Origin of the sequence: Rossellomorea sp. NRS-1567, from assembly GCF_050467885.1 — a bacterium.
Lineage (GTDB): Bacteria > Bacillota > Bacilli > Bacillales > Bacillaceae_B > Rossellomorea > Rossellomorea aquimaris_C.
Window position 1 is genome coordinate 147548 of the sequence record NZ_JBITPL010000001.1, and the last position, 21076, is coordinate 168623.

The window sequence follows — 21076 nt, forward strand, 5'->3', positions numbered from 1 at the left end:
TCCAACCGATCATGAATGATGATGTTCATGCTCATGATTTAAGAAATGTACATCATGACCATAAAAAGAGGAAAGCTGATTTTCCTTTAGCTTCTCAAACTCTTCTGTTTTGCCATGGAAATGTAAATGTTTATTTAAACAAGCGACATGAGTCACTTTGTTCGAAATCGATCCTATATCATGAGTGACAAGAACGAGAGTAATCCCTAAATCTTTATTTAAGGTTTCTAACATATCATAGAAGTTTTGGACGTTTTGACTGTCCACCCCAACTGTCGGCTCATCTAGAATCAACACATCAGGCTGGCTGACGAGCGCACGGGCAATGAACACCCTTTGCTGTTGTCCTCCTGATAATTCTCCAATATTACGTTTAGCGAATGGACTCATCCCAACCGATTCTATGGCTCCATGAACATCTTGTTTATATTTAGATGAAATCCTCTTGAACAAACCTGCTTTTTTCGCTAATCCGCTCGCCACCACCTCATAAACCGTGGCTGGAAAACCTGTATTGAAGCTATTGGCCTTCTGGGAAACAAACCCTATGCGATCCCATTGTTTGAATTTATGCTGGGGGATCCCAAATAGCTCAATATTCCCTTGTTTCACTCGTAAAAGGCCCAGAACAAGCTTAAGTAAGGTCGATTTTCCTGAACCGTTAGGTCCGACGATCCCAAGGAAGGCCCCCCTGGGGATGCTTAGGTTAATATCCTCGAGCACTCTTTCCCGCTCATATCTGAAATTCACATCTTCTATTTTAATAATAGGATTTGTCGTATCCATTTTAATCATCTCTCTTTATAAGAATCATTACGATTTAAAAGTACATAGGGTAGTATACATGATGGGTGCACAATTGTAAATATTCATACCCCGATACCATAATAAAAGGACTGCTCAATTTGAGTGAGCAGTCCTTTACTCCAATGCTGCATTAATGAATGGCAGACTTAAATCGTGCACCCTTTGTTTCCTGTGTACTCATAATCGTAATGAATGCATTGGGGTCTACATCAGAAACAATGGATTTCAATTTTGTTACTTCAAGTCTCGTGACCACGACATAAATGACCTCTTTATCATTATCTGTGTAACCTCCACGCCCCTTTAACATGGTTGTTCCCCTGCCAAGTCTTTTAAGTATAGCGTCGGATACATCCAGGTAATGGTCAGAAACAATGATAACCGCCTTCGTTTCATCCATTCCCTGAATGACCGTATCAATCGTTTTAAAGGCTATATAGTAGGTCATAACGGAATACATCGCTTCTTCAAGCCCGAAGACAAATGCTGCCCAGGCGAAAATGAAAATATTGATGAACATAACAAACTCCCCGACTGAAAACGGAAGCTTCTTCGTTAAAAGGATACCAAGAATTTCAGTTCCATCCAAAGATCCACCATGACGTATCACAAGGCCGACCCCAACCCCAAGGGTCAAACCTCCAAAAACAGTGGCTAACACTTTCTCTGTTACAAACGGTTCAATATGGTGTAAAAGGCTCTCAATACCTGCCAGCGCTATAATGGCAAACAGAGAAGAAACGACAAAGGTCTTCCCGATATGTTTATACCCGTAATACATGAAAGGGAGGTTTAAAAAAACCAGCAGGGTTGCAAAGTTTACAAATGGAATGGTGTCTGAAACTAAATAATCCAAAATCAGCGAAACACCAATAATTCCACCATCGATGATATTATTTGGAACAAGGAACAACTCAATGGATATAGCAGCTAAGGCTGCTCCAATCGTAATAAAGATCAATCGGTAAATAAAATGAAGGGGACTTTCTTTTTTATGTACTCTTTGAGTCATCGTCAATTCCTTTCCTTTCACTTTATTTTCTTATAAAAATGTCACTTTCTGATCAGGAGTTACATATGTATCTGTTGAGGAGTGATAAACATGAAGCTATTACAAAACGTGATTAATCACAAAATCAACAATATCACAAATGATGAATTATTAAAGTACGCGAATCAATATAACATTTCATTGACGTCCCAGCAGGCAACAAGCATCGTCGCTAGTGTTAAAGGAAAGAACATCAATATTTTTGATGACAAGAAGCGCAGTAAATTGGTGAAAGACTTAGCCAGGATCATAGGACCTGCCAAGGCGAAGGAAATCAACCAACTCTTTTTGCAGCTCATCAGATAGTAAAAGAAGAGGAGGCGTCCCTATTGATGAGAGATGACCTCCTCTATTGCTTTTTTTATTGATTCAGTATTTTCGTTAATACATCTTCATCGAATGTTTGATTCTGAAGCATGTCAATTTCGAACTTGTAAGGAGGTTTTTTATTTTTCTTATCTTCCCCTACATATGGCGTTTCCAGAATCTTAGGGACCTCTTGCAGTTGTGGATGATGCACAATATAATTCAGTGTTTTGAATCCGATATGTCCGAATCCTATATTTTCATGGCGGTCTTTACTTGCTCCACGTACATTCTTACTATCGTTAATGTGAAGAACCTTTAAGCGGTCAATCCCGACGATCTTATCGAATTCTTCCAGGACTCCATCGAAATCTTCCACAATATCATATCCTGCATCATGGGTGTGACAAGTATCGAAGCAAACAGAAAGGCGGTCATTGAGTTCAACTCCATTGATGATTTGAGCTAATTCCTCAAAAGATCTTCCACATTCTGAACCCTTCCCTGCCATTGTTTCCAATGCAATTTGCACTTTATGGTCTTTGGTCAGTACTTCATTCAGACCTTCAATGATCTTTTCAATCCCCTTATCTGCGCCTGCACCCACATGAGCACCCGGGTGAAGCACAATCTGCCCCGCTCCCAGAGCTTCTGTGCGCTCGATTTCAGAACGGAGGAAATTGACACCTAATTCAAATGTAGCAGGGTTCGTCGTATTTCCGATGTTAATGATATAGGGAGCATGAACAACGATATCCTCTATCCCATTTTCTTTCATGTGAGCGATTCCCGCTTCAATATTTAAGTCTTCGACCTTTTTTCTTCTCGTATTTTGAGGTGCACCTGTATAAATCATAAATGTATTAGCTCCATAGGAAACGGCTTCCTCACTGGAAGCTAATAGCATTTTTTTACCACTCATTGAAACATGGGATCCAATCTTAACCATTCTTCTCAACTCCTAAGAAAATCTCTCTATATTGTATCGAATGTGTACAAATGAATCACGTTAAAACACTTATTTATTTCTGTTTTTCATTCTTCTCTCACGTTTCTTAATTTGGTCCATTTTGTATTGCATTTTCTTTTTATAGCCAGGCTTAACGGTTTTCGGTTTTCGAACCATTGATTTCGCTTTTTCATCAATCTCATTAACATTCGATTTTTGACGGTTCTTACGTTTGTTCAGGGGTGGTAACTCAGACCATTCCCCTTTCTTAATGTCGTGATGAGCAAAGCTGATTCCGAGCTTCTCCAGACGATTCAATGCATCTTCATCCGAAGGTGTATAAATGGTATAGGCAATTCCGCTATTACCGGCACGCGCTGTACGGCCGGAACGGTGAACATAGAAATCCAGATCTTGTGGCAATTCGAAGTTAATGATATGACTTACACCTTCAATATCAATCCCTCTTGCTGCTAAATCAGTCGCTACGATGTACTGATAATCCAGGTTTCTCGTTTGCTTCATCATTTTCTTACGCTCACGTGGGGAAAGGTCTCCGTGAATCCGTCCAACCTTTAATCCTTTAGCGATCAAAGCATCTGCCACTTCATCTGCTTTTTGTTTTGTGTTGGTGAAAACGATGCCTAAATATGGATTAATATCCACTAAAATATTGTACAATAAGTTAATTTTATCGCGACTCTTAAGAGGGACGATCACATGTTGGATATTCTTTGCCGATAGTTGCTCGGGCTCGACATGTGCATATTGTGGATTTTCCATATACTTTTTCAAGAATGGCTTCAGTTTCTCTGGAATCGTCGCAGAGAATACAAGCATTTGTAATTTTTCAGGCATCTTCGCGGCAATCTGATCCACGTCTTCAATAAATCCCATATCAAGCATTAGATCCGCTTCATCAATCACCAGTAGACTGGCAGTATGAACAAATAAGGCTTGATCTTTCACTAAATCATTGATCCGGCCAGGAGTACCAACCACAATATGAGGCTGGTGTTTTAATTTCTCAATCGTTCTCTGCTTGTCCGTTCCACCAATGTAGCAACGGGAAACAATGTTGCTATCTTTCGTGATCTTTAGTACTTCTTGATAAATCTGTTGTGCCAGTTCACGGGTTGGAGCAGTAATGACTGCTTGAACCTGTTCAGAATCTGCATTCACCTTCTCAATGATCGGTAATAGATATGAATGTGTTTTTCCCGTTCCTGTCTGGGATTGACCTATCGCACTTTGCCCTTTTAAAATCAGTGGGATCATTTTCTTTTGAATTTCTGTTGGTTCGTAGAAACCCAGTTGTTCTACAGCTTCATTAATGAAAGACTGTAATCCGAATTTTAGAAATAAATTCTTTTTCATTCTTACATCTCCTTTTATCAAAATATCCTTTTATTTACGCTGTCATCGGGATGGATGACTTCTCGTACACATCATCACCATAGATATATATAAAATTTACGGGTCACTTTATCATCGCGAGTGATATTATCTTAACGTTAGCAAGCGTCATATTTAAAGAACATCTAACCATTATAATATTTTTTTGGCAAAACATCTAGTTCATACTTTATTTAATTTGAGATGATACTGTATGAATACCCTTTTTCCACCTATTGCATACTCTATACTGACGAGGAATTTATTCGAATGAAAGGAGGCTGTCATTATGCCGCCTAGAAGAATGAGGAATCAGGGCCAGGATATGCGAAATCCTTTCGGAATGAGACAGCAGCGGGGATTCAACGGATTCGGAATGCAGCAGCCTGGGAGAAACAGCTTTGGACTGGGGCAGACGCAGCCACCCCCGTTTCAATTTGGAGGACAACGTCAAAATCAGGGATTCAATATGGGAATGAATCAGAGAGGAAGAAACCGGGGACCAGGTAAAGGTGGTTTATTGTCTAAGCTTCTTAAAAAGGGTGATGATCAGAATGCCGGCGGAGGATTATTACAACAATTTTCCAGAGGGGATTCATCTTCCAACGCGTCTGGCTTTGAACGATCTCCCCAGGCAGCTGGCGGAATCCTCCAGAGCCTATTGAACCCCGGCAATGTGAATTCATTTTTATCCAATTCACAGCAACTGCTCCAGACCGCTCAACAGCTGGGTCCGATGTTCCAACAATATGGACCTATGGTGAAAAATATCCCGGCACTATGGAAGTTATATCGTGGATTCAAAGATATGTCTGCCGATGATGCGTCCGACGACGGGAATAGCGAAGAAAAAGATGCGGATATCGACATCCCTGAAGTCCAATCCACCGTAAAGAAAAAAAAGAGAAAGAAACCACCGGTAGAAAGTTCAGAGGATAGTGATCTTGATGAGAGCCAGGCGCCATCAAAGTCTAAATCAGGATCAAAACCCAAACTGTATATTTAAAGCCAGGATCCCTAAAGGTACCGAATCACCTGTTTAGGGATTTTTTTATTTGGCGGCCACTAACAAGGCATTTCCATAGGGAAAGGTTCATATTATTATCGTTCTCTTTGTCAGGAAGACTGTTCTCCTTTATAATGAAGACAAAACCTTTTCTCATGTAGGAGGATATTCATAGATGGAAATTATAAAGATTACCCCGAGAGGCTATTGTTACGGTGTTGTAGATGCAATGGTCATTGCAAGAAACGCCGCATTAGACAAATCGCTTCCTCGTCCAATTTATATTTTAGGCATGATCGTTCACAACAAGCATGTGACTGACGCATTCGAAGAAGACGGGATCATTACCCTGGATGGCAGCAACAGAAAAGAAATCATCGAACAGGTAAATGAAGGAACGGTTATTTTCACGGCACATGGAGTCTCTCCCGAAGTGAAAGAAATAGCCAAACAAAAAGGACTTGTCACACTGGATGCAACATGTCCCGATGTAACGAAGACCCATGATTTGATTCGAGCTAAAGAAGCGGAAGGCTATGACGTGATCTATATCGGTAAAAAAGGACATCCTGAGCCTGAAGGGGCTGTCGGGGTCGCACCTGAGATCGTACATCTCGTGGAAACAGCAGAAGATGTAGAAAAGCTTTCAATTGAAAACGAAAAAATCATTGTGACCAATCAAACGACGATGAGTCAGTGGGATGTATTGGACACGATGGATAAAGTGAAGGAAATGTATCCTCACGTTGAGCTGCACAAAGAAATATGCCTGGCTACCCAGGTTCGTCAAGAAGCAGTTGCCGAACAAGCTGGAGATGCAGATGTTCTCATCGTCGTTGGAGATCCAAAGAGTAATAACTCCAACCGGCTCGCTCAAGTATCAAAGGATATCGCAGGTACTCCTGCACATCGCATTTCCGACATTAGTGAATTGGATATAGAATGGATTAAAGATGCGGGCATCGTTGCTGTAACAGCAGGTGCATCCACTCCTACTCCAATCGTAAAAGAAGTCATTAAATTCCTTGAAGCTTTTAACCCAAATGATGAATCCACTTGGACAAGAGAGCGAAATGTTCCAATAAATAAAATTCTCCCTAAAGTACGAAAATCTAAATTGGGAACAAAATAAAGATGAAAGGCCCCTTAGAAATTCTAAGGGGCCTTTCATCTTTACATATACGTAAATGGGTTGGTTTCAGCTTTTGACGCGAATATATTGACGATATACCCTTTTTCCGAGGATTTTTTCGCTAAATGACTGGCCACTCCATCCTTCATGACTTTTTCGATGTGATGTCCTGCATCAACGACATTCAGCCCCATCATCATGGCGTCGTGGGCAGTGTGGTAATAAATATCGCCTGAGACGAATACATCCGCTCCCTGTCTTTTCGCTTTCCCGATAAACTTATTTCCATCTCCGCCAAGCACTGCCACTTTCTTCACTTTTGCTTCCCCATCACCAATGACTCTGATTCCGTCCATACCAAATGTTTCTTTCACAACTAAAGCAAATTCCTTAAGACTCATCTCATTCTGTAAATGTCCGATTCTACCCAGGCCTAAAGCAGGCGATTCGTTTTTAAGGGAATAGATATCATAGGCAACTTCTTCATAAGGATGATGGGTAAACATCGCTTTCAACACTTTTTTCTCTAAAGAAACAGGATAAACCGTTTCCACCTTCTCTTCCGCTACTTCCTCAAGGGAACCTTGCTTCCCGATATGCGGGTTCGTTCCCTCCTCAGGGAGGAATCTTCCCTTTCCTTCAGTCGAGAAGCTGCAATGAGAATAGTTTCCGATGTGCCCTGCTCCTGAATTCCCAAGGGCTGTTCGAAGTTCCTTTGCGTTTTCTTTTGGCACATAAACGACCAATTTACGGAGCTCCTCATGGTGAGTAGGGACGAGTACAGACGTATCCTGCAATTGCAGCATGTCGGATAAAAGGTCATTCACTCCCCCCGTCGCCACATCAAGATTCGTATGAGCCGCATACACGGCTATATCATGCTTGATTAACTTCTCAATCATTCGTCCCTGATAGGTGTCCGTTTGCAGGGACTTTAATGGACGAAAGAGCGGTGGGTGGTGGGCTATGATTAATTTCACATTGTTTTTAATGGCTTCATCCACCACATTCTCCAATACATCCAGGGTGATCATCACATTCTCAACCTTTTCGTTCAGCTTACCAATTTGAAGACCAATCGGATCCCCTTCTTCTGCTAAATATTTTGGTGAAAATTGTTCAAACAGTTGAATGATCTCATGACCGTTTACTGTCTTCATGGGATAAGAACCTCCTCCACCATTTGTATTTTTTGAATAAGTTCCCGTTTTCGTTCTTCCAACGCATCGGTTTTTTCCGCTTTTTCCATGTTATTCAATATATTCTTCCATTGATGAAGCTCCTGATTCCATTTTTTCAAAAATGCATCGTTGCGCCCCTTTATCAAAAATGGACCGAGCAGCAACTCTTTTTCAAGCTCACCTGAGTAATGGCGTCTCGGATTTCCTTTCTCCGCTACTAAAATTTCATATACCTTATCATCTTCTTCAAGAATTTCTTCCCCTACTAAGTCCCATTCATTGTCCATGAGCCACGTTCGGATGGACCTTGAACTCACATTCGGCTGAAGAATCAGTCGCTGATTGGTCAGCTTTTCTTTTCCTGCCTCTAAAATAGAAGCAATCAATGCGCCCCCCATTCCGGCGATCGTAATACAATCCACTTCGCCTGGAGCGATCACTTCCAAACCACTTCCAAATCTCACCTCTACCTCCTGAGTTAATTGGGCATCTTCCACTTGTTTCTTGGCGGAAAGATATGGCCCTTTCACTACTTCTCCTGCGATTGCAAAGGAAGCAATCCCTTTTTTGACGGCATAGCACGGTAGGTATGCATGATCTGAACCGATATCAGCGATTTTAGCTTGCTTGGGTATGTATGACACAACTGTTTCTAGTCGTTTTGATAATTGTTGAATATTCATTCGTTCACCTATAATCATTTTTTATTGGGTAAATCATGTACGATAATCATTCTAACCAACTTTTCCCGATAAAAAAAGTCCTTTGCCCAAAAGACAAAGAACCTTTTTCAATCATTGATTATTTAAGTGACTTGATCCAGTCTGCCATAGCATCCAGATTTCCTTCTTCTACTAGACCAGCCGGCATCATACCTTTACCGTTTTTGATCGTTTCTTTAATCTCGTCTTTAGATAGCTTTGTTCCCTTTAGAGCAGGACCGGCGCCACCTTCATAGTTTCCACCATGACAAGATACACAAGACTCTTTGTACTTAGCTTCCGGATCGAATTCTCCGCTTGAAGCCTGTTCGCCTTCTTTACCTTCCATTTCCCCGTGACCTTCTTCTTTTGCTTTTTCATCAGCGTTGTTAAGGCCTTCTAAAGATAAGAAGAAAACAAGACCAATTCCTAGAGCCATGATAAGTACGAATGGAATGATTGGATTACGATTCATGATTTAACCTCCTTTATGTACAACATCCAAAATAGTGCTCTTTTCAACACTTTATATTTTACTGTAAAAAACGACAAAGTAAAAGTACTATCAATTAACTTTTCCATCTTTCTCACAAATTAGACACATTTCGTGTGAAATAAGGTAAGTTTTCATTTAAAGGAGGAGAGCCCTATTGCCCCGGAGAGGACCAATAGAGCTCCTGATTGATGTTATGGCGTTTTCACCTTATTGACATCCTATAAGCCTTGAAATGACCATTCTCTGGACTTCTGAGGTCCCTTCTCCGATTTCAAGGAGTTTGGCATCCCGTAGATATCTTTCCACATGGTATTCTTTCATGTATCCGTATCCACCGTGAATCTGAATGGCTTCATCAGCTACTTCCATACTGATTTCTGAGGCGTAAAGCTTACACATCGAAGCTTCTTTCGAAAATGGTCTTCCCTGATCTTTCAACCATGCTGCCTTATGAACCATATTCCTTGCCAGTTCAATCTTCATTGCCATATCAGCAAGCTTAAATTGAGTGACTTGAAACTGTGATAAGGTTTTCCCGAATTGCTTTCTTTCCTTGGAATACTGCAGTGCTTTATCAAAAGCAGCCTGTGCCACACCGACAGCCATGGCACCGATTCCGATCCTTCCACCGTCCAGGGTGACAAGGAACTGCTTGAAACCTTCTCCTTCTTTACCTAACAGGTTTTCCTTCGGCACTTCTACATCTTCAAGAACCAACTCAGTCGTGTTTGATGAATGAAGACCCATTTTTTCATAATTATCGATGACCGTAAATCCTTTTGCTTTAGTCGGAACGATAATCGCACTAATTTCTTTGTTCCCATTGTTTCTACCTGTAATCGCTGTTAAAGCGAGATGATTCGCATAGCTTGCATTGGTAATATAGCACTTATTACCGTTAATAACCCATTTATCCCCTTTATCTTCTGCAGTGGTTTGGGTGCCGCCTGCATCAGAACCTGCATTGGGTTCAGTCAGGCCGAAAGCTCCAAACGATTCCCCTGTACAGATTGGCGTCAAGTATTCCTGCTTTTGTTCATGGGAACCAAATAAGTTAATGGGTGCTCCTCCCAGTGAAATATGCGCAGAGTAAGTAATACCTGTCGAAGCACATGCCCGGCTAAGCTCTTCGGTTACGATTGCGAAACTGACCGTATCGGCACCTGCTCCCCCATATTCCTCGGGAAACGGAAGTCCCATCATCCCCAGATCAGAAAGCTTCTTGAAAATTTCTTTAGGAAATTCCTTTGTGCGGTCCCGGTCCAATGCACCAGGAGCCACTTCTTCTTCAGCAAATTCCCTGATTGTCTTTTTAATCATTGTTTGTTCTTGTGTTAAGTCAAAATTCATTCTTATCCCCCTTGTCTAACTTTGATGACTGAAAGCCCCTATCTTCATTTCCATAATAGCGCTTTCAAGCATAATCACTGCACTCTATGAATGCGCTCTCATTCTTATTATAAAAGGGAATAGTGAATTTTCTCAACTTTAAAAAACTTTTAAATTTTCAGAAGTTATAGTAATATAAAAATAATCAGGAGGATTCCCCCTGCCAATCCTGAAAGGGAAAAATAACCCAGCTTCCATTTCAAACCTGCACCGATCCAAAGGAAACAGTTCAGAAATAAGGTTATGTACATTCCGAAAGAACTCCCACCGAATAGCTCTTCTGTTATTTCTATAGTGGCCAGAAGAAGTATACAAGCGGCAGCCATATACAAGAGTAAAGGTGATAATTGTTTTTTAGTATAATAAATTCCTGATACTACTAATAATCCGACAAAACTTGCCAAAATCGTTGTTTGCAAAACGATTGACAATTCAGTAAAATAAATGACAAATAATGAAATAAATATCGCACAAATTGAAGCGAAGTCTTTAAGCATTGTCTTCTTTTTGACATTCTTTTGGTCACTGTGTTCCATACCATCTCCTTCGGTATATAATGCAAGGAGATAGTCACAATAGTGCTCTGGCAGCATATTGGCTTGCTTCCAAAGTTGTATTTCATTCACGATTAATTCTTTTCTTGAATTTTTTACTGTTTTCACAGCTGTCACACCTTTGTCTGTTAAATCTTTTAGCTACATTCGTCAAAGGTGATGGAAAACCCTTTATTTCGAGCAAAAAAAACCACCTCTATCACAATAGAGGCAGTCAATGGGGTTTCTATTCTAAAAAGTCCTTTAATCGTTTGCTTCTGCTTGGATGACGCAGTTTTCTAAGGGCTTTGGCTTCTATTTGACGAATACGTTCCCTTGTTACACCGAAGACCTTCCCTACTTCTTCAAGTGTGCGGGTTCTGCCATCGTCCAGACCAAAACGTAAACGAAGAACATTTTCTTCACGATCTGTTAAAGTATCCAGTACATCTTCAAGCTGTTCCTTTAATAGTTCGTAAGCAGCATGTTCTGAAGGAGATTGAGCTTCTGCGTCTTCAATGAAGTCACCAAGATGAGAATCGTCTTCTTCACCAATTGGTGTCTCAAGAGATACTGGCTCTTGAGCAATCTTAAGGATTTCCCTAACCTTTTCAGGTGTCAGATCCATTTCCTCTGCGATTTCTTCCGGTGCTGGTTCACGCCCTAAGTCTTGCAATAACTGTCTTTGCACACGAATAAGTTTGTTAATGGTTTCAACCATATGAACCGGAATACGAATCGTTCTTGCCTGGTCAGCGATCGCACGTGTGATGGCTTGGCGAATCCACCAAGTTGCATACGTACTGAATTTGTACCCTTTGCGGTAATCAAACTTTTCTACCGCTTTAATCAGACCCATATTTCCTTCCTGGATAAGGTCTAAGAATAGCATACCGCGACCAACGTAACGTTTGGCAATACTGACAACAAGTCGCAGGTTCGCTTCAGCAAGACGTCGCTTAGCTTCCTCATCGCCTTCTTCAATCCTCTTGGCAAGATTTATCTCTTCCTCTGCAGATAAAAGATCAACTCTTCCTATTTCTTTCAGATACATACGAACAGGATCATTTATTTTAACTCCTGGAGGAACGCTTAAATCATTCAGATTGAATTCTTCTTCCTCTTCTTTCTCTAACTCAGTAGCACCCGGATCATCATCTTCATCATTTTCATTGATGATTTCTACACTTTGTTCACCTAAGTGTTCGTAGAATTCATCCATTTGATCGGAATCTAACTCAAACCCTGATAATTTATCGGCAATATCTTCGTATGTGAGGACCCCTCTTTTTTTACCTTGGTTAACTAAAAATTCTTTCACCTGATCAACTGTTAATTCTGACGCTATTTGTTTGGAACGCGCTGACTTTTCAGCCATTTGTTCCCCTCCTTCCAACTTCCTTACAAAACTTTATAGAGACTTACGCAGCTGTAAGATTTCCATTGCTATTTGTGCTTCTTTTCGGTAATCCTTTAGTCGTTCTGCTTCTTTTCTTTCCACTTCTTTTTCTTTTATTCTCAACATCTTTTGATGTTTTAACACCTGATTGACATAATCTACTAATTCCTGGTCCGTACTTTCTTCGCTTATTGACATCATTTCGATGTCGGTTACGATCCTTCTTAACCTCTCATCGGGAAGATACCCGATAAAGGCACTGGCACTTGGAGGTAGACCTTCTTCATAATAACCCAATAAATAAGTAATAATAGCCTGATGTTCATCAATATTAAGGTTAGTACCTGCAAGCCACTCCTGAATCTTATAAGCGATGTTCGGATCCTTAAGCATATAGGCAATCAATCTTCTCTCAGCCGTTTGGTAAGCGGGTAATAGTTTAGACTGAGTCTGCCTGGAGAAATTACCTTGCATACCTACCTGTTTAGGCGGTTTAGAATTCCGTTTATCAGGGCCTTCCAGTTCAAAGAGCTGCTGTTGAAGAGCCTCAAGAGATAATTCGAACTCATCTGCTAAATACCTTAAATAATAATCCTTTTCAACCGCTTTACTCAGTTGGGTAATTTCCTTAAGTATGTCTTCTATATACTTAAGGCGATCTCCTTCATCATTTAAGTTTTTATTCAGCTTATAGTACCGAAGCTTAAATGCCATGAACGTCAAGCTTGCCCCTATTACATCTTGTTGAAACTTTGTTGGTCCATATTTTGAAATGTAGTCATCAGGGTCTAATTGTTCCGGTATTGTTGCGACACGAATGTTCAGCTGATGCTTGTGAAGAAGATTTCCTGCCCGGAATGCGGCTTCCACTCCAGCAGAATCACCGTCATAACAAATGATCACGGAATCAGTCAGGCGTTTAAGCAGTCCGATTTGCTGCTCTGTTAATGAAGTACCCATAGTGGCTACGCCATTTTCCACCTCTGCTTCACTGGCTGATATGACGTCGGCAAATCCTTCAAACAGAATGGCCTGCTGTTTTCTTCTAATCATTGAACGTGCGCCGTGATAGTTATAAAGAATGCTGCTTTTGTTAAAGATTTTCGTTTCCGGACTGTTTAAGTACTTCGGTTCATCATTCGAATCGATGCTTCTTCCTGAAAAAGCGACCGTGTTTCCTTTCGTATCCACAATAGGAAACATGATCCTTCCCCTGAAGCGATCCAAGAAGGAATTGTCTCTTTCTCTTCTAACGAGTAAACCCGCCGCTTCCATCAGCTCCAGGGAATAGCCTCGTTTCTGAAGAAACTTAACCGTGAAATCCCAGCTGGGAAGTGACCACCCAATCTGAAATTTAGTAATGCTTTCAGTCGTAAACCCCCGAGCCAATAAATATTCGAGGGCTTCCTGACCTTCTTTTGTGTTTAGAAGGAGATGATGGTAAAATTTACTTAATAACCCATGAGCTTCCATCATTTGCTTTTCATCTTCTTGAGGGGGAAGCTCCCTTTCAGACGAAGATGTCGGTATGGAGATTTCTTCTCCTACTTTAGAACCAAGCTTTTGCGCTGCTTCGAGGAAGCTTAAACCATCAACATCCATTAGAAACGTAAACGCATTTCCCCCGGCCCCACATCCGAAACAATGAAATATTTGTTTGTCAGGGGAAACAGAAAAAGATGGAGTATTCTCTCCATGAAACGGACACAAACCAAAATAATTGCGTCCCTGCTTTTTCAGTTGTACATAATCACTCACGACATCTACGATATCGGTTGACGATAATATTTTATTTAACTTATCTTCAGGGATTCTTTCAGACACGATTTATCACCTGTTTTATTTACCCTCTTAATCCATTCTGTACTTATTCCGATTCTCCTGCAATTTCCGACAAGATTTTATCGAAGGAAATACAAAATGTTTCTCTGTCTTCATTTGTAAAAGGTTTAGGACCTTTACCATAGTTTCCTCTACGGCGTTCTTTTGCTGCGACGTATCGATAATCGAGTGCCGTGACTATACTCTCTTCCCTGTAGGCTATTCCCCTGGGAGAGATGGCATAAACTTTTTTCGGCAAAACCAATGACGCGAGTCCAATATCCTGGGTAACCAGTACATCGTGTGGCCTGACATGGTTCATGATGTATAAGTCAGCCGCTTCTTTCGAACTATCGACATATACCCACCTGCCTTGATCAGGTGTGTTCTTTCTATGGGCATGAGAAGCAACAAATACAACCTCAAAGCCATATCCTCTGGTAATTTTAATGATCTCCTGCTTTACCGGGCAAGCATCTGCATCCACATATACGGTAGACTTATGTTCGCTAATACTAACTATTCTACATCACTCCGTATTATCCTTCTCTCTTTTGAACTTTCCTGGAGAATTGATTAAAATTGTCGAATTTTAATTGAGACGAGACTTGACATATCACAATAATTAGTTTATTCCTTAAGGGTTTAGTCTAAACCTATTTTAAATATTTTTATCACAATTTTTTATTATAGTATAATCGGACAAGTTTGACCACTATAAAAACTCAATTTATGAAACCTATGATTGTTTCCGTTTCAATTCACCAAAAAAGAATGATTCTTTCCCCTTTTATTCAGGGAAAGAATCATTCTTTATTAAATGTTAATTGCTTGAGTGCTGATAGATATTCGTAATGACATTGGCTGTTTCTTCTACAGCTTTGTTCGTTACGTCAATCACATGGCAACCGATGCGATTGGTTATTTTCTCGAAATATTTCAACTCATCTTCAATGCGTTGAATATTTGCATAGCTCGCCTGATCATTCAATCCCAATGACTTTAATCTTTCCCGGCGAATCGTATTCAACTTCTCAGGACTGATCTTTAATCCGAAGCACTTCTTCGGAGAAACCATAAATAATTCCTCTGGGGGATCGACTTCCGGTACTAGAGGTACATTGGCCACCTTAATCCTCTTCAGTGCAAGATATTGTGATAACGGCGTCTTTGATGTTCTGGAAACACCTACAAGCACAATATCCGCTCTAAGGATGCCGCGGGGATCCCGCCCATCATCATACTTCACGGCAAACTCTATCGCTTCCACTTTCTTGAAGTAATCATCATCCAGCTTTCTTACCGTTCCCGGCTCGAACAACGGCTCCTTCTGGTAAGCTGATTGATATTTATCCATTAATGGACCGATAATATCAAACGCGTACAATTCTTCTCTTTCAGCTTCTTTTTTAATATACGCACGCATATCCGGCTTTACGAGAGTGTACACAATCAGTCCCTGGTTTAATTTCGCCAGGGAAATCACTTCATCGATATGCTCTAAGTCCTCTACATACGGAAAGCGTTTAATGACCGTATTGGAACCATTGAATTGGCTAATCGCCGCTTTTGTGACTAGTTCAGCAGTTTCACCCACCGAGTCGGATACAACATAGATGATCGGTTCTTTCACGATCGTTCACCACCTTCTAATATTCATCTGCTAACGCTACAAATGCTTTTGTGATATTGGTTTTCGTAATCCTGCCTATGACCTCTAAATCGCCTTTTTCTGTTTTCTTAATCACTGGAACAGAGTCGATTTGCTTATGAATCAAGTCTTTGGCCACGCCTATTAGCTGGTCATCCTTTTCACAGACCGTAATATTAGGCATTCTCGTCATAATGATATTCACCGGCAAGGTACTAAGTTCCTGCTTCCCGATGCTCGCCCTTAAAAGATCCTTACGAGACAGGACGCCAACTAAGTACGTATTTCCATCCACTACGAATAATGTTCCTACGTCCTCCAGGAACATTGTCACGATGGCATCATACACAGAAACATTTTCGTTTACCACCACAGGAATCGATTGATAATCTTTAACATATATTTTGTTAAGGTTTTCTGTCAATAGCTGCGTTCCTGTTTTTCCTGTATAGAAATACCCCACTCTGGGACGTGCGTCCAGGTAACCTGCCATGGTTAAAATGGCTAGATCAGGTCGCAGAGTCGCCCTGGTCAAGTTTAATCGATCGGCGATTTGTTCACCAGTGATAGGTCCGTTGTCTTTAACTATTTGTAAGATATGCTCTTGACGCTTATTAAGTTCGATTGTTACTCACCACCTAACGGACAAACTATTTATGTTATACTTTATATGAAATATTATATACTATTTAAAAAAAATGAAAAGAGCATATTATCATTCATTTGTGTCAACACTATATTTTAAATTTCACCTAACACAGAGTATCTTTTTTAAATACAAACTTCAAATCTTTTCCCTTCTACTGTTCAGTAGTTGTTTTTATTTCTTTATCATGATAAAATGTCTTCATCTTATAATCAATAAGGCTACGACGGATCAATAAGTACTTGCTGCACTCAAGCGACCAGGGACGGTGAAAGCCTGGAGAGCAGGGAAAACGGCAATCCCGAGCTATTTATCATTTGAAAGTGGGTATACTTGACGTATATCAACTAGGGTGGAACCGCGAGTATCAAGCTCGTCCCTAGGCTATAAGCCTAGGGACGAGCTTTTTTATTTTATTACATACATGATGAAAAGGAGTGACTTTTATGTCAATGGAAAAAGTAGTGAATTTAGCGAAGCATCGCGGATTTGTTTTCCCGGGTTCTGAAATTTACGGAGGACTTGCTAACACGTGGGATTACGGTCCATTAGGTGTAGAGTTAAAAAACAATATTAAAAAAGCATGGTGGAAAAAATTCGTTCAGGAATCCCCTTACAACGTGGGTCTTGATGCAAGTATTTTAATGAATCCACAAACTTGGGTAGCTTCTGGTCACGTTGGAAACTTCAACGACCCAATGATCGACTGTAAGCAATGTAAAACACGCCATCGCGCAGACAAAATCATTGAAAATGCCCTTGAAGAAAAAGGCATCGAGATGATCGTTGATGGGCTTTCGTTTGAAAAAATGGAAGAAATCATCAATGAGCACAGTATCGCGTGCCCTGATTGCGGAAGCCAGGATTTCACGGATATCCGCCAATTCGATTTAATGTTTAAGACTCATCAAGGTGTGACAGAATCGTCTACAAATGAAATCTATTTACGCCCTGAAACAGCACAAGGTATCTTTGTTAACTTCAAAAATGTTCAGCGCTCCATGCGTAAAAAAATGCCATTCGGTATTGCTCAAGTCGGAAAAAGCTTCCGAAATGAAATTACACCTGGGAACTTTACATTCAGAACACGTGAATTTGAACAAATGGAACTGGAATTCTTCTGTAAACCTGGAGAAGACCTGGAATGGTTCTCTTACTGGCGTGAATTCTGTAAAAACTGGTTACTTAACCTAGGAATGAACGAAGAAAATATGCGTTTACGCGATCATGATCAAGATGAATTATCTCATTACAGTAATGCAACTACGGATATTGAATACAAATTTCCATTCGGTTGGGGAGAGCTTTGGGGTGTAGCAGATCGAACAGACTTTGACCTGAAGCGTCATATGGAACATTCGAATGAGGACTTCCACTACATGGATCCTCAAACAAATGAAAAGTATGTACCATACTGTATTGAACCATCCCTTGGTGCAGACCGTGTCACTCTTGCATTCCTATGTGACGCATTTGAAGAGGAAGAGCTTGAAAATGATTCACGTACAGTGCTTCGCTTCCATCCGGCACTGGCCCCATTTAAAGCAGCTGTCCTGCCACTTTCTAAGAAATTATCTGATGATGCATTCAAGGTATATGAAGAATTATCACAGGACCTTATGGTAGACTTCGACGAAACAGCATCAATCGGTAAACGCTACCGTCGTCAAGATGAAATCGGTACACCATTTTGTATCACATTTGACTTTGACTCGGTAGAAGATGGTCAAGTGACCGTACGTGACCGTGACACGATGGATCAGGTAAGAATGCCAATCAGCGAAGTTAAAGCTTTTTTGCAGGAAAAAATTCAATTTTAAAACCTAAAGCGGAGGCGGCTCGTTCAGAGGCGACAAGCATAAGACAGCCCTGCCGGAAAGGCGTTCTTTGCCTTTTTGGCAGGGTTGACTTATGACCTCGAGCCTCTAGCCGCCGGAGCTGGCAGACACCTAAAGCGGAGGGGCTTTGCCCAGAGGCGACAAGCATAAGACGAACATACCGGAAAGGCGTTCTTTGCCTTTTTGGTATGTTTGACTTATGACCTCGAGCCTCTAAGCCCCGGAGCTAGCAGACACATAAAAAACAGGCCCATTCACCATAGTGAATGGGCCTTTCTATATAATCACAAGCAGCATTATAAGCTAGAATAAGTCCTTCAGGTTATCCATTTGGTCTAAGAACCTCCTGGATTTTAATGTTAGACCTGAATTTTCATCGTAATAAGTCCTGATTACCCGCTTCAATTGACGTTTTGTTTCATCTTTCACCGATATATTTCCCAATCGATTGATATCGAAATAGTAAAATACCCTCAGAAGCTTCACAGTGCTCTGCGAGATCGGAAAATGATGAGGATCTTCACTTAAACAACGATGACAGATGAATCCATTTTCTTTAAAGGAGAAAGCGAATTCTCCATCCGCTTCCCCGCATACACTACATCCATTCAGATGAGGATACAGCCCTAATACAGGGAGCATCTTCATTTCAAATATGTGCATAAGAATTTCGGGATCATAGTCTTCATTTAAATAGTGAATGGTCTTGTAAAGCAGTTCAAATAGAAATGGGTTCGGTTTCCGGTCCTCCGTCGCTTTATCGAGAAGCTCTACGATGTAAGTGGCATAAGCCGTCTTAAACAAATCTTCCCTCACATGCCTTAACGATTCAACCATCTCTCCCTGTTGAAGTGTACCTAGTCCACTTCCTTTAATAAAAAGGAAATAACCATATGTAAACAATTGTGAAATGGCGGATAGACGGCTATTAGGTTTCTTTGCCCCTCTAGCCATCAATCCAATCTTTCCGAATTCTCGTGTGTATATGGTAACAATCTTGTTCGACTCACCGTAATGATTCGTTCTGATCACGATTCCTTCACACTTCTGCAGCATATAGCCACCTCCCGACATCAATCCATCCGGGTGATGACAAGCTTATCACGTTAAAGGAAAATCAACTTCCGCTATTTCTTCTTCAAAGCTGTAAGGATCCTCAGTCGTCTCCTTTTCAAGCTCCTTAAAAAGTAAATAGGTGTCTATACTTCCTGTCTGCGAAAAAAATTTCCATGTTAAGTCTAACATAAAAAACCCACCTTTCTGGATTTAAACTAGCAAGACTTCATAAGCTTTCTTGTGATTAGAATGAGCATTTTCTCTCTAAAAGATGCGGCCTAAATATTGTTAATTCAGCTATCAATATTCGTCGTCACTGAATCCAAAGTCACGAAGGGTAGAAGATCGGTTTCTCCAGTCCTTCTGTACCTTCACCCATAGTTCAAGATATACCTTTGATCCCAACAGGTTCTCAATGTCTACACGGGAACGCTTCCCTACTTCCTTTAGCATCGACCCCTGTTTTCCGATGACAATCCCTTTTTGCGAGTCTCTCTCCACAATAATGGTTGCGATCACGTCAATAAGGTCCTTCTCTTGCTTTCGCTCCATTTTATCGATCACGACTGCAATGCTGTGGGGAATCTCTTCCCTTGTCAGGTGCAGGACCTTCTCACGTATGAGTTCTGAAACGATAAAACGTTCAGGATGGTCTGTAATCTGATCAGCAGGATAAAATTGAGGTCCTTCCGGCAGTTGATCCTTTAATAATTGCAGAAGGTTATCTACATTATTTCCTTCAAGTGCTGAAATCGGAACAGTCGCCGCGAAAGGAAACAGGTCATTGTATTGTTGAATCATCGGCAATAACGCATCAGGGTGAATTTGATCAATTTTATTAAGAATAAGAAAAACAGGTGTTTTGACCCCTTTTAACTTCTCGATGATGAAGTGATCTCCTTTTCCTAACCCTTCTTCTACGTTGATCATAAATAAAATGACGTCCACTTCTTTTAAAGTGTTCTGAGCAATCTTCATCATGAAGTCTCCCAGTTTATGTTTCGGTTTGTGTATCCCTGGAGTATCGATGAATATCATTTGTGCATCATCTGTCGTGTAAACTCCCTGAACTTTGTTTCGTGTTGTTTGGGGCTTATCACTCATAATCGCTATCTTTTGACCGATTACATGGTTCAAGAAAGTGGACTTCCCAACGTTTGGACGTCCAATGATGGAGATGAAGCCTGATTTGTGCCCTGTATTACTGCCTATATTACTCATTTAAATCCTCCGGTGAAAAAGCTCCTGGTAATAGTTCTGCAACGGTTAGTTCTTCCACATCGCCTTTAAGGTTTGTCAGTACGACCTTCATCTCTTTCGGACATAACTCTGAAATGACCTGACGACAGGCTCCGCATGGCGGCACCGGTCTTGCCGTGTCTGCTACAACCGCAATCATTGAATAGTCTGTATCGCCTTCTGAGTAAGCTTTGAATAGTGCTGTTCTTTCGGCACAATTACACATACTGTAGGCTGCGTTCTCGATATTACAACCGTGATAGACCTTACCATCCTTTGACAGAAGGGCCGCTCCCACCTTAAATTTACTATAGGGTACGTATGCTTTTTCTCTCGCTAGTTTAGCTTCTTGTATCAATTGTTCTGCATTCATTAGTTTAACTCTCCTTTTAACCCTTACAAATTCATTTTACTACAATTTTCATAAAAGAAAATGGGCTGTTATCATTTTGTAATAAAATAGTTAGATAATTCAAACTA

22 protein-coding genes are annotated in these 21076 nt (G+C 40.7%); 4 read left to right on the forward strand and 18 right to left on the reverse strand.

Annotation, left to right across the window (positions count from 1 at the left end):
- Nucleotides 1-9: 9 nt before the first annotated feature.
- Together ACIFOD_RS00765 and ACIFOD_RS00770 are read right to left on the reverse strand one after the other, a co-directional pair.
- Nucleotides 10-786 carry a metal ABC transporter ATP-binding protein gene (locus tag ACIFOD_RS00765; protein ID WP_430313139.1) on the reverse strand — a complete coding sequence of 259 codons (777 nt, stop codon included), beginning with the start codon at nt 784-786 and terminating at the stop codon, nt 10-12.
- A 151-nt stretch (nt 787-937) separates the two neighbouring features.
- Nucleotides 938-1819 carry a YitT family protein gene (locus ACIFOD_RS00770; protein ID WP_113970599.1) on the reverse strand — a complete coding sequence of 294 codons (882 nt, stop codon included), beginning with the start codon at nt 1817-1819 and terminating at the stop codon, nt 938-940.
- Nucleotides 1820-1909: 90 nt separating this feature from the next.
- On the opposite strand from ACIFOD_RS00770, the gene ACIFOD_RS00775 reads away from it, so the two are divergent.
- Complete coding sequence (locus ACIFOD_RS00775) at nt 1910-2164, forward strand: DUF2624 domain-containing protein (protein WP_113970600.1); 255 nt, start codon at nt 1910-1912, stop codon at nt 2162-2164.
- A 55-nt stretch (nt 2165-2219) separates the two neighbouring features.
- On the opposite strand, the gene ACIFOD_RS00780 is transcribed toward ACIFOD_RS00775, so the two are convergent.
- Both ACIFOD_RS00780 and ACIFOD_RS00785 read right to left on the reverse strand, forming a co-directional pair.
- Nucleotides 2220-3113 carry a deoxyribonuclease IV gene (locus ACIFOD_RS00780; RefSeq protein WP_430313140.1) on the reverse strand — a complete coding sequence of 298 codons (894 nt, stop codon included), beginning with the start codon at nt 3111-3113 and terminating at the stop codon, nt 2220-2222.
- 69 nt (nt 3114-3182) lie between these two features.
- Nucleotides 3183-4490: a DEAD/DEAH box helicase gene (locus ACIFOD_RS00785; protein ID WP_113970602.1), complete on the reverse strand. Its 1308-nt coding sequence runs from the start codon at nt 4488-4490 to the stop codon at nt 3183-3185.
- Between the two features lie 307 nt (nt 4491-4797).
- On the opposite strand from ACIFOD_RS00785, the gene vrrA reads away from it, so the two are divergent.
- Nucleotides 4798-5514 carry a VrrA/YqfQ family protein gene (gene vrrA / locus ACIFOD_RS00790; protein WP_397552168.1) on the forward strand — a complete coding sequence of 239 codons (717 nt, stop codon included), beginning with the start codon at nt 4798-4800 and terminating at the stop codon, nt 5512-5514.
- 175 nt (nt 5515-5689) lie between these two features.
- Nucleotides 5690-6646 (forward strand): 4-hydroxy-3-methylbut-2-enyl diphosphate reductase, encoded by a 957-nt coding sequence (locus ACIFOD_RS00795; protein ID WP_397552167.1) that lies wholly within the window; start codon nt 5690-5692, stop codon nt 6644-6646.
- 41 nt (nt 6647-6687) lie between these two features.
- Here ACIFOD_RS00795 and ACIFOD_RS00800 read toward each other — a convergent pair whose 3' ends face one another.
- The 10 genes from ACIFOD_RS00800 to ACIFOD_RS00845 form a co-directional block, all read right to left on the reverse strand.
- Entirely contained in the window at nt 6688-7806 is a 1119-nt protein-coding gene (locus ACIFOD_RS00800) for a Nif3-like dinuclear metal center hexameric protein (protein ID WP_430313141.1), read from the reverse strand.
- Nucleotides 7803-8510 carry a tRNA (adenine(22)-N(1))-methyltransferase gene (locus ACIFOD_RS00805; protein WP_430313251.1) on the reverse strand — a complete coding sequence of 236 codons (708 nt, stop codon included), beginning with the start codon at nt 8508-8510 and terminating at the stop codon, nt 7803-7805. The genes ACIFOD_RS00800 and ACIFOD_RS00805 overlap by 4 nt, the downstream gene beginning before the upstream one ends.
- Before the next feature lie 118 nt (nt 8511-8628).
- Nucleotides 8629-9003 carry a cytochrome c550 gene (gene cccA, locus ACIFOD_RS00810; RefSeq protein WP_148969708.1) on the reverse strand — a complete coding sequence of 125 codons (375 nt, stop codon included), beginning with the start codon at nt 9001-9003 and terminating at the stop codon, nt 8629-8631.
- Nucleotides 9004-9231: 228 nt separating this feature from the next.
- Entirely contained in the window at nt 9232-10374 is a 1143-nt protein-coding gene (locus tag ACIFOD_RS00815; protein ID WP_113970607.1) for an acyl-CoA dehydrogenase, read from the reverse strand.
- 164 nt (nt 10375-10538) lie between these two features.
- Nucleotides 10539-11075, reverse strand: a complete 537-nt coding sequence (locus ACIFOD_RS00820) for a hypothetical protein (protein ID WP_430313143.1) — start codon at nt 11073-11075, stop codon at nt 10539-10541.
- A gap of 118 nt (nt 11076-11193) precedes the next feature.
- Nucleotides 11194-12324, reverse strand: a complete 1131-nt coding sequence (gene rpoD, locus ACIFOD_RS00825; protein ID WP_113970609.1) for an RNA polymerase sigma factor RpoD — start codon at nt 12322-12324, stop codon at nt 11194-11196.
- Between the two features lie 33 nt (nt 12325-12357).
- Nucleotides 12358-14169 (reverse strand): DNA primase, encoded by a 1812-nt coding sequence (gene dnaG / locus ACIFOD_RS00830; protein ID WP_397552163.1) that lies wholly within the window; start codon nt 14167-14169, stop codon nt 12358-12360.
- A gap of 43 nt (nt 14170-14212) precedes the next feature.
- The gene (locus ACIFOD_RS00835) at nt 14213-14653 is read right to left on the reverse strand and encodes a YaiI/YqxD family protein (protein ID WP_397552162.1); all 441 of its coding nucleotides are present in this window, start codon (nt 14651-14653) and stop codon (nt 14213-14215) included.
- A gap of 336 nt (nt 14654-14989) precedes the next feature.
- A complete protein-coding gene (locus ACIFOD_RS00840; RefSeq protein ID WP_113970612.1) occupies nt 14990-15802 on the reverse strand; it encodes a pyruvate, water dikinase regulatory protein in 813 nt (270 codons plus the stop codon).
- A gap of 13 nt (nt 15803-15815) precedes the next feature.
- The gene (locus tag ACIFOD_RS00845; protein WP_113970613.1) at nt 15816-16442 is read right to left on the reverse strand and encodes a helix-turn-helix transcriptional regulator; all 627 of its coding nucleotides are present in this window, start codon (nt 16440-16442) and stop codon (nt 15816-15818) included.
- Between the two features lie 467 nt (nt 16443-16909).
- On the opposite strand from ACIFOD_RS00845, the gene ACIFOD_RS00850 reads away from it, so the two are divergent.
- Nucleotides 16910-18283, forward strand: a complete 1374-nt coding sequence (locus ACIFOD_RS00850; protein ID WP_430313145.1) for a glycine--tRNA ligase — start codon at nt 16910-16912, stop codon at nt 18281-18283.
- A 321-nt stretch (nt 18284-18604) separates the two neighbouring features.
- Here ACIFOD_RS00850 and recO read toward each other — a convergent pair whose 3' ends face one another.
- The 4 genes from recO to ACIFOD_RS00870 all read right to left on the reverse strand — a co-directional run bounded on the left by recO (nt 18605) and on the right by ACIFOD_RS00870 (nt 20969).
- On the reverse strand, nt 18605-19357 hold the full coding sequence (gene recO / locus ACIFOD_RS00855; RefSeq protein WP_397552160.1) for a DNA repair protein RecO: 753 nt from the start codon (nt 19355-19357) through the stop codon (nt 18605-18607).
- Between the two features lie 45 nt (nt 19358-19402).
- On the reverse strand, nt 19403-19546 hold the full coding sequence (locus ACIFOD_RS00860; protein WP_113970616.1) for a YqzL family protein: 144 nt from the start codon (nt 19544-19546) through the stop codon (nt 19403-19405).
- A gap of 111 nt (nt 19547-19657) precedes the next feature.
- Nucleotides 19658-20578, reverse strand: a complete 921-nt coding sequence (gene era, locus ACIFOD_RS00865) for a GTPase Era (RefSeq protein WP_397552159.1) — start codon at nt 20576-20578, stop codon at nt 19658-19660.
- Complete coding sequence (locus ACIFOD_RS00870; protein WP_034757514.1) at nt 20571-20969, reverse strand: cytidine deaminase; 399 nt, start codon at nt 20967-20969, stop codon at nt 20571-20573. The genes era and ACIFOD_RS00870 overlap by 8 nt, the downstream gene beginning before the upstream one ends.
- Nucleotides 20970-21076 lie beyond the last annotated feature (107 nt).

Bases quoted from the DNA above. Each gene is read 5' to 3' on its own strand.
- ACIFOD_RS00765 (WP_430313139.1), bottom strand. From the start codon at position 786: ATGGATACGACAAATCCTATTATTAAAATAGAAGATGTGAATTTCAGA.
- ACIFOD_RS00770 (WP_113970599.1), bottom strand. From the start codon at position 1,819: ATGACTCAAAGAGTACATAAAAAAGAAAGTCCCCTTCATTTTATTTAC.
- ACIFOD_RS00775 (WP_113970600.1), top strand. From the start codon at position 1,910: ATGAAGCTATTACAAAACGTGATTAATCACAAAATCAACAATATCACA.
- ACIFOD_RS00780 (WP_430313140.1), bottom strand. From the start codon at position 3,113: ATGGTTAAGATTGGATCCCATGTTTCAATGAGTGGTAAAAAAATGCTA.
- ACIFOD_RS00785 (WP_113970602.1), bottom strand. From the start codon at position 4,490: ATGAAAAAGAATTTATTTCTAAAATTCGGATTACAGTCTTTCATTAAT.
- vrrA (WP_397552168.1), top strand. From the start codon at position 4,798: ATGCCGCCTAGAAGAATGAGGAATCAGGGCCAGGATATGCGAAATCCT.
- ACIFOD_RS00795 (WP_397552167.1), top strand. From the start codon at position 5,690: ATGGAAATTATAAAGATTACCCCGAGAGGCTATTGTTACGGTGTTGTA.
- ACIFOD_RS00800 (WP_430313141.1), bottom strand. From the start codon at position 7,806: ATGAAGACAGTAAACGGTCATGAGATCATTCAACTGTTTGAACAATTT.
- ACIFOD_RS00805 (WP_430313251.1), bottom strand. From the start codon at position 8,510: ATGAATATTCAACAATTATCAAAACGACTAGAAACAGTTGTGTCATAC.
- cccA (WP_148969708.1), bottom strand. From the start codon at position 9,003: ATGAATCGTAATCCAATCATTCCATTCGTACTTATCATGGCTCTAGGA.
- ACIFOD_RS00815 (WP_113970607.1), bottom strand. From the start codon at position 10,374: ATGAATTTTGACTTAACACAAGAACAAACAATGATTAAAAAGACAATC.
- rpoD (WP_113970609.1), bottom strand. From the start codon at position 12,324: ATGGCTGAAAAGTCAGCGCGTTCCAAACAAATAGCGTCAGAATTAACA.
- ACIFOD_RS00850 (WP_430313145.1), top strand. From the start codon at position 16,910: ATGTCAATGGAAAAAGTAGTGAATTTAGCGAAGCATCGCGGATTTGTT.
- recO (WP_397552160.1), bottom strand. From the start codon at position 19,357: ATGCTGCAGAAGTGTGAAGGAATCGTGATCAGAACGAATCATTACGGT.
- ACIFOD_RS00860 (WP_113970616.1), bottom strand. From the start codon at position 19,546: ATGTTAGACTTAACATGGAAATTTTTTTCGCAGACAGGAAGTATAGAC.
- era (WP_397552159.1), bottom strand. From the start codon at position 20,578: ATGAGTAATATAGGCAGTAATACAGGGCACAAATCAGGCTTCATCTCC.
- ACIFOD_RS00870 (WP_034757514.1), bottom strand. From the start codon at position 20,969: ATGAATGCAGAACAATTGATACAAGAAGCTAAACTAGCGAGAGAAAAA.